The sequence below is a fragment of the Ruegeria sp. EL01 genome, assembly GCF_900313035.1.
GTDB lineage: Bacteria > Pseudomonadota > Alphaproteobacteria > Rhodobacterales > Rhodobacteraceae > Ruegeria.
Genome location: NZ_OMPS01000030.1, coordinates 1 through 8021, shown reverse-complemented (window position 1 = coordinate 8021; position 8021 = coordinate 1). Strand labels below are relative to the sequence as shown.

The following is an 8021-nucleotide window of genomic DNA, read 5'->3' as shown; positions in this document are numbered from 1 at the left end:
GCTTGGTATCCAGTGCTATCAGTTTATCGGTTTGAACGAGCGCATCGAAGGTTACTCAAAGATGATCGAACAACATGCTCTGATAAATGCTGATGCGCGTAGATTGATGCGCATGCCAGGAATTGGGCCAATAACGGCATCGGCCATTGTCGCGACGATCGGGGACGCAAAACAATTCCGCACCGGGCGCGATCTAGCGGCTTGGCTGGGGCTGACCCCGCTCAACAAATCCAGTGGCGGCAAAGAGCGATTGGGCAAGATCACAAAGGCTGGCGACCGCTACATTCGCAAGCTGCTGGTCGTGGGCATGACGTCKCGCGCCGTGATGGCGAAACGTTCGCCAGAAAAGGTTGATCTGTGGACAGCCAAGATCATTGCCGACAAACCATTCCGGCTGGCAACAGTCGCGATGGCAAACAAGGCAGCGCGGTCCATCTGGGCGATGCTCACAAAGAAACAGGAATATCGGCAGCCAGCGTTCTAACCGCGCTGACTGTCTACGAGATGCAAGACGTTGAAGTGATGATGCGGAATTAAGTCAACCAAGAGCAAGGACACTCCGGGAATGGCTGCGGCCCTCTTCAGAGGCCGATAACCCGATTGGAACCTCGCTCGCGGAATTCATCAGGGCCAGTGGAGGCAATGCCAAAACACAAACAGGCCGGACAGACGACGGTACTGACGAAAATGACCCGCAAACATCGACAGAAAACGCTTGCAATGCAGGAGCCACCCACAGAGGCCATTCGTCTGGTCACGCCACGCCGCAATGCAGCTCCACCGAACCGGGCTTTCGCCGCGAGTGCAATATCCGGTGTTATCGAACTCACATTCTGCGGGACGAAGCGGACCCTCAACTGGCTTCAGCAAAAGTCCGCTTTCCCCTGCGTATTCTGGAAGGTGATCGCCCATAGAGTTGCGCAAAAGCAGCATTAAAGCGTCGCACACTGCCAAAGCCTGCTTGGAAAGCGACTTCTGTTATAGGCAGTGTCGTCGTGTCCAGCAGCTTCTTAGCGCGTCCAATACGAAGGGTTTGAGCCGTTTGAAGTGGAGACGCCCCTATATGCTTGGTAAACAACCGAGATAAATGTCTTGCACTGACGCCTAGTCGATCTGCAAGATCATCGACATCGCCAACATCCAAAGCGCCTTCTTCGATCAATCGCAGGGCCCGCTCAACGGTTGTTCTGGTGCCATTCCAAGCTGCACAGAATGGTGCAGTTTCAGGACGACACCGCAGACAGGGACGATACCCTGCACGCTCTGCCGCAGCAGCAGTTGGGTAGAAGCTGACATTTTTCGTAAGGGAGTGTTTTGCGGGGCAAACTGGACGGCAGTAGATTCTTGTCGTGATGACAGCGGTGAAGAACTTCCCATCAAAGCTTGGGTCGCGCCTCAATCGCGCAGCGTTACACGTCTCAAAATCTAGCATGGGTGGATCGTAGCGACCCATCAAACTCAATGCCAGACTAGCTCTCTGGTGAGGTCCGAAAATGGCGAGTCTGTAAAAGGCGGACATAGTAGGTCTCTGTCAAACCTATGATTCACCATTTGCAGGACGAAAGAAGATGAACGAATATCAACTACACTGTTTAGCTGAATCCGGTAATGCCTATAAGGTAGCCCTGATGCTCGAATTGTGCGGTCTGGGCTGGTCATCGATCTTAGTCGATTTTCCTAATGGTGAGATGGGAACATCGAAATATCGCCAAGACTTCAATCAATTTGGCGAAGTCCCAGTGCTGGTGCATAAGGATCTGAAATTATCACAATCAGGTGTCATCCTAAATTATCTGTCAGAAATGACTGGGCAGTTCGGGCCTACCAATAAGCGGGAAGAACGCGAAATCTTGAGCTGGATATTATTCGATAATCACAAATTCACCAGCTATATGGCTACGCGTAGGTTTGCCCTGCGTTTCATGAAAACCGGTGACACCGAAATAACTAACTTTCTGGGCGATAGAGTAAAGAAAGCTCTTGAGATCGTCGAAGAACATATGGCCGACAGAGATTTTGTTGCCACATCAACACTGTCAATCGCCGACATTTCTATGTGCGGTTATCTCTACTACGGCGATGAATTGGAGCAGGATTTAGACCGCTATCCAAATATCAACGCCTGGATCGATCGCATCGCGGCAACAGATGGTTGGAAGCATCCCTATGATCTGATGCCGCGCGCTTATCCAGTTTAGAACATTTTCGAGCTCTCTGATTGAGCAGAACCTGAGAAATCGCTTTAAACAATGCCGAGCGAAGCCGATTTCGCTGGAAATGAAGCGTTTGACGCAAGGCGTAATTCCTAATTTTGGCCTTCTCTCCCAGAGCATCGTTTCTGGGTAACCTGTCGAGGTAAGACCAACGTTTAGGACGGCCCAAAGTCGACATCCACGACTCAGCCAGTATGCTGCAACGCGGCCCGTCGAACCTGCCGTTCGCCGCAGACGCAAAATCTGTTGATCACCGAACTCACAGTTTTGCGGACCAAGCCGACAAACAGCCTTTGCTTTTGAACGTCGGCTTTCGGAAAGCGACGAGTAAACGCAACTCTGTCATCGCAGCACTTCATGCATCATCTTTTGTAAACGCAGATTTCATGAAATCCTCTTTCAGCATGTGAGCTTTCATCGCGGGCAGCCCAATTGCTTTCATTCCGATGATGGCGGCGTAGATCAAGGTAGCAGATGCAAGGGCATCCAGAATCCAACCAATGGGTGCTGCAGTGATCCCTAGATAGGCTGGCATTGTCGCAAGTTCTGGTATTGTCCAAAACCCAGTGAGACCGTGCAGAACCAGAGCTATCCAGAACCCAGCACAATATGGACAGTGCCATTGTTCATAGAGCGAGCGCAGCGGGCCAGGGAGCGCTGCAATATACTCGGTGTCTGAGTCTGGCACTACGGGAAGGTGTCGCTCTCCCGCACCGTGCCATAGAACTGGCAAGCCAGGACGTTGTATCCGAGTTTTTGTCAGATTGGGCGGAACGATTTCCCGAGCAGGTCGTCGAAGGTGGTGTCGCTTAAACTGGTTAATTCGAACCTGACAGCAGGTGATGGCGAAAGCGGAGGGCCGGTGTCGCCATACCAATCGGCTTCTGGTCGCGTTAGGAATTCGAGAAGAAGTCCGTAACAGCGTCGATAATCATCTCATGCTTGGCAGCACGCGCTATGCCGCCATCTGCGCAGATGATCTCGTCTCCCGGTTCTTCTTTTGCCAGAAGCTCAAAGCCTCCGGGCTTGCAGCGACCCAGGAAATCAAAATGCGATAGCGTCTCCGGTTCAATGTAGCGCGAATTACTCTCTGGTAGGACGGCAATCAGCGCACGGGATTCAATGTCGAGCGTCAGGTCCGAATTCATAATTGGTGCCCCAAAGACCAACATCTGTCGGTCAATTTTCCGAAGGCTCGCTTCGGAAAAGCTCTGAGTTCCGCCAAGATCAAAAACAGCAAATGCCTTGATCCGGCGGTCGGACAGATCGGCCTCCATCTTAACGCGATCTTCAGGTGTTTGTGCGATTTTCCAATCCGAAAGGATGCCACAGGCCAGCTCGTCTGGCTGAGTGTCGCAAAACTGACTTAACGCGGCCGCGTCGTAGCGCGCGCCGGCCAGGGCAACAGCCGTGAACCCACCCAGTGAGTGTCCCGCCATATAGATCCTGTCTGAATCGACATATTGCGAAAAATCAGATGCGCCAGTCGCATGGTCGATAACACGGGAAATGTCCTTTGGCCGCTCCCATAGTTGACGCGTTAGATCGGGATCGCGGGACCAGGTTGATGTGCCAGGATGGCTGATGGCGGCCACAATGTAACCGCGTTGCGCTAGGGCCCCGGCAAGCCACGCCTGATTGTAAGCGTTACCAAACATACCATGAGATAAGACAACAAGTGGGAACCGGCTCGTCGCTGGCGCAGCATCTTTCACAACTTTCGTCCCCACCCACACTTCACTGTCGAAGTCGTAAGTTTCTGGCCCGGTGGCATCTGTTGGATACCAAATAAATCCGGACAGATCGCGCGCTCCCTCGACGTCGGCGATATTGAGTTCTGTCATTGCAGACTGGTACGGCTGAGCAAATGCCGTGGCTGCGCACATAGCTAAGATTCCAGTAAAAAGGTAAGAAGTTTGTCTCATCGAAAGCTCCAATCATCGTTCAAGATACGTCAAAGCTGAGCCGTAGGTTTATTTGAAACAATGAGTTGCACTGCCTATACCTGTCCTTGATCCTGATCGAGGACAGGACGCGATAGAAAGAGGACAAATGGACAGCCCCGGGTTGATCAGTTTCCCCTTGCCGCTGGCGACAGCGTTGCTTTGCGGTGTGCTTACCATGCTGGCCTGGCGACTGGATCTGGGCTTTCGTCTGGCCAACATGTTGTTGTCGGTTTTCTTTGGGTTGGGCGCCTTCTCCTCGTTGTTGGTCGGTCTACGGTTTGGCTATGGAGTCGAGGAGTTGATCCCGCTGCAACGCAGTTTGCCTTTGTTCCTCGGGCCGCTCCTGTATCTGAGCTTTGCATCCATGGCTGTCGAACGACACGACGTCGCCAAGATCACATTGATGCACTTGGGTGCGCCTTTCATCTTGATCGGGTTGTACCTACTCTTGGCCAGTGATTGGAGAAGTCTGGATTGGGTAATCAGTGCCAGCTATTCGTATTATTCCATCGCTCTGTTCTTACTTTGGCGAAAGGGGCCCGACGCACTGTGTCAAGCGCGGGTCGATGTCACCCAGACCCTTTCCAACTGGCTTTTACGCGGCATTGGATTTCTCGTCTTTGTACTTGTTTTGGATAGCGCGATCGCAATCGACTTTGCAGTCAACAAGGGTGCCAATGCCTCAATGTTGATTTCTTACGGAACTGTTCCGTTGATTTTTCTTCTTCTTGCGACGTCAATCAGGCTCCCAGTGATGTTCTCCGAAGCCAACGCGGTATCAAAGGCAACGCCACTAGCCAATACTGAAGATGCGGAAGTCGTAGAACGACTGCAGGCATTGATGGATGAACAACAACTATTTCTGGACCCCAACATTACGGTCCAACGACTTGCCAAGCGCTTGAGCCTTCCGACCCGCACTGTGTCGTCTGCTGTCAACAGAACTCAGGGAACCAACATGTCGCAGTACGTGAACGAGTTTCGTTTGGCTCATGCGGCCCGGTTGCTTACAGAGACTGATGAAAGCGTTGCCAACATTGCTACTCAATCAGGGTTCTTGGCACGTTCCAACTTCTATCGTGCATTCCAACGGGTCTACGGACGATCGCCTATTGAGTACCGGACACTTGGAAATTCAAAAGAGAAACCACCATTCGATGACCATAATCCGCAAAATTCTGAGCATTCAAACTCGGCGTAAATACTCGGTCACAAATCAAATGACATTAGTCTCGGCCCTAACCGGACACTGACCAACCGCGCAGCCGCTGCGGCGCGGCGTCTGCTTAGCTGCCGTTCGAAAGTTACGCAGATCTGCGGAACCCAGGTCCGGCATGTGCGTGACCGGCGGTTTAGATCAGCGCGGCTGAAGCAGATTCTCGGAGCAACAAATCCTAAGGGATTCCGCATAGTGCATCGACCATTATATGATAGCATCGAACCCAACTCTCTCAGTCACAGTCGTCCAAGCGAACAGAGGTAAAGAAAGACAAACATTTGCTGTCACTTCGGACCAAAAATATCGAGACTGCCTACAATGCGCTCGCTCTTTGCGCAGGGTTTTTGTTTGCACCGTCCGTTGGCGGCGCGGTTAAGGTCGGGTTTGAGATCAACGACGTCAGGGCTTCGCTGACAAGGGCCGACAAAACGACGCTCAAAAACTTTACGGACAAGATGATCTCAAGTGCGGAAAGCGCGTTGGAAGGATTTGCGGCCGATGCGCCACCTGACGCAGCAGTCCTATATGCCCAGATGCTCGAGTTTTCCGCTCCGAAAGCTACGGATATCTCTGGCAGCGCCCTTAACGCCGACACTCTAGCCTTGCACATGGTCGAGCAACTTGAGGATCCCGAACACAAATCCATGCGCGATCTCTTTGTTCTGCTGACCTCGGCAGCGTTAAAACCACTTCTCGCCGATCCGGATTTCGTCGAACAGATTAAACCCGCGATCTACGCCCAGATGTTATCAGGCACACAGGCGATTCAGCGCGACCTGGCTGAGCTTGTTCGGAAACACGGCAGCCTCGACGCTGTCGTCGACACAGTCAAAAATGCCGCCGACGCCGAATTTCGAATTCTGGCAGCGGCTTTCAAGCTGCCCGACGCGGACACCGCCCCGCGCAGTAAGCTTATCGCGGATATCATCCACAAAGCCCAGGAGCGCGATCAGGTTCAGGCGATACTAGACGACGTCGATGATACCGATACGGTCGTGCAATCCTATCTGGAACACGCCCAGACCGCATTGAGTCAGATGAATCTTTCCGCGGCGCTTTTTCTTTTGAGAGAGGCGAGGAAAGCGCTTGAAGACAACTCTCTGCGCAAAAACCTAGAAATCCGCGCCAACATTGCGGAGCCCGAAGCGATGGTGCATCTCCTGAACTCTCAACCGCAGGAGGCGTTCCGGCTTTTTGAAAGCACCGCAAATGGCATGGCGATGGTTGATGAAAATGACGCTGCCATGAGGCGCTCGAATTATGCACTTGCGCTTATGGCTTATGGCGATCGTTACGGCACCGACGGGTACCTCTACGGGACGCGCCTCATCGACCCTTTGCTCAGTGAAGCGGCAGCGGAACTGCCGGCCGACGTTACCGCCCGCCTTTTTCTGCATCGGGGCACGATACACGCTAAATTCTATGCGGCCCTGGGGCATTTGGACGGGCAAGATCACTTCGAGGCAGCAGAAGAAGACCTGATTTCCGCTCAGATCATTGCCGCGGACATGTTGTCCGATTTTCACGGCGCGGCAACGGCGCGGGCGACGGCGGGATGGCTCAATCTACAGGCCGCTCAGTTCACCCTTGATGCCGACGCCGATCCCTTTCTGCAACAGGCCGAAGAACTCCTCTCGATTGCCCGTAAGCTCTATGAACAGTTGGATGCCCAATTTGAGTTGGCGCTGGTGAAACTGGACCTTGCCGATCTGCTGGACCGAAAATCCGTTCGCGTAGGCCAAACAGAACGGGCGACGATATTCCAGAAAGCGATCGACTTGGTCGCTGAAAGTGAAGAACAACTCGTAATGGGCGATCATCCCGCCGAACTGGCCCGCGCGCGCTATCTCGCTGCAAAGCTCCTTTGGAACGAGGCGGTTTACAGGCTTGGCGCGGGGGGTGCTGAGCTGCTCAATTCAGCGATGGCCTTTGCGTGCAGCGTGCTTGAATTGCGCGCTGTAGAAGCGGATCCCCTGGGATGGGCCGAGGCAACACTACTGATCGGCGAAATCCGAGCGGATCAGGTGATCCACAATAGGGAAGAAGATCGAATTGCCGGTTTCAAAGAGGCCGTGAAAACCATGCAAACCGCGATCAAGATCTACGAGGAGATGGGAACTGAAGAACAGATCGCAAAAGCGCGGCGCACGTTCCAACGTTTGAGCAGGCAGATCGAGGAGGAAGGTAACGTTGACTCTGTATGAAGCCCAGGACCGGGGATCTGTCGCAAACTTTGGCCGGCATGTTGCACCTTGGTGCTGTTTGATCCAACTGGTGGATTGGACGTTACAAAGTTTAGGAATGCCGGATGATCGACTTCAAAGGTGCGCACTACCCTCAATCTGTGATCTTGTTCGCGGTCTATTTCTACGTTCGCTATGGCGTCTCGTACCGTGACCTGGAAGAGCTCATGGCGGAACGTGGTGTGTCGGTTGATCACGCGACGCTGAATCGCTGGGTGGTAAAATACTCGCCCCAGGTCGCACAGATGGCGCAGAAAAGGAAGATCAGAACAGCAGAATCTTGGCGTATGGATGAGACCTACATCAAAGTCCGTGGGGATTGGGTGTATCTGTATCGTGCGGTGGATCGCGACGGTCAAACCCTTGATTTCATGCTTTCAGAGAAGCGCGACGCGAAGGC

General features: G+C 53.0%; 8 protein-coding genes and 1 pseudogene. 5 read left to right on the top strand and 4 right to left on the bottom strand.

Features of this window, described 5'->3' with window-relative positions:
* On the top strand, positions 1 to 484 hold a 484-nt coding region (locus D9K61_RS12075; RefSeq protein WP_120633499.1), incomplete at its 5' end, for an IS110 family transposase.
* Positions 485 to 853: 369 nt separating this feature from the next.
* On the opposite strand, the gene D9K61_RS27525 is transcribed toward D9K61_RS12075, so the two are convergent.
* Together D9K61_RS27525 and D9K61_RS27520 are read right to left on the bottom strand one after the other, a co-directional pair.
* A complete protein-coding gene (locus tag D9K61_RS27525; RefSeq protein ID WP_254055756.1) occupies positions 854 to 1162 on the bottom strand; it encodes a helix-turn-helix transcriptional regulator in 309 nt (102 codons plus the stop codon).
* A 72-nt stretch (positions 1163 to 1234) separates the two neighbouring features.
* Positions 1235 to 1432: pseudogene (locus D9K61_RS27520) on the bottom strand (Ada metal-binding domain-containing protein); the annotation flags it as partial.
* Positions 1433 to 1568: 136 nt separating this feature from the next.
* Between D9K61_RS27520 and D9K61_RS12065 the strand changes: the two are divergent.
* Entirely contained in the window at positions 1569 to 2198 is a 630-nt protein-coding gene (locus tag D9K61_RS12065) for a glutathione S-transferase family protein (protein ID WP_120633498.1), read from the top strand.
* A 370-nt stretch (positions 2199 to 2568) separates the two neighbouring features.
* Here D9K61_RS12065 and D9K61_RS27515 read toward each other — a convergent pair whose 3' ends face one another.
* Together D9K61_RS27515 and D9K61_RS12055 are read right to left on the bottom strand one after the other, a co-directional pair.
* Entirely contained in the window at positions 2569 to 2748 is a 180-nt protein-coding gene (locus D9K61_RS27515; RefSeq protein ID WP_254055755.1) for a hypothetical protein, read from the bottom strand.
* Positions 2749 to 3106: 358 nt separating this feature from the next.
* The gene (locus D9K61_RS12055) at positions 3107 to 4057 is read right to left on the bottom strand and encodes an alpha/beta fold hydrolase (protein ID WP_254055754.1); all 951 of its coding nucleotides are present in this window, start codon (positions 4055 to 4057) and stop codon (positions 3107 to 3109) included.
* A gap of 208 nt (positions 4058 to 4265) precedes the next feature.
* Here D9K61_RS12055 and D9K61_RS12050 point away from each other — a divergent pair, with 208 nt between their 5' ends.
* The 3 genes from D9K61_RS12050 to D9K61_RS12040 form a co-directional block, all read left to right on the top strand.
* Positions 4266 to 5360: an AraC family transcriptional regulator gene (locus tag D9K61_RS12050; protein ID WP_120633496.1), complete on the top strand. Its 1095-nt coding sequence runs from the start codon at positions 4266 to 4268 to the stop codon at positions 5358 to 5360.
* A 362-nt stretch (positions 5361 to 5722) separates the two neighbouring features.
* Positions 5723 to 7582, top strand: coding sequence for a hypothetical protein (locus D9K61_RS12045; protein ID WP_120633495.1), 1860 nt, complete (start codon positions 5723 to 5725; stop codon positions 7580 to 7582).
* 104 nt (positions 7583 to 7686) lie between these two features.
* A partial coding sequence (locus D9K61_RS12040) for an IS6 family transposase (protein ID WP_120633500.1) occupies positions 7687 to 8021 on the top strand: 335 nt, incomplete at its 3' end.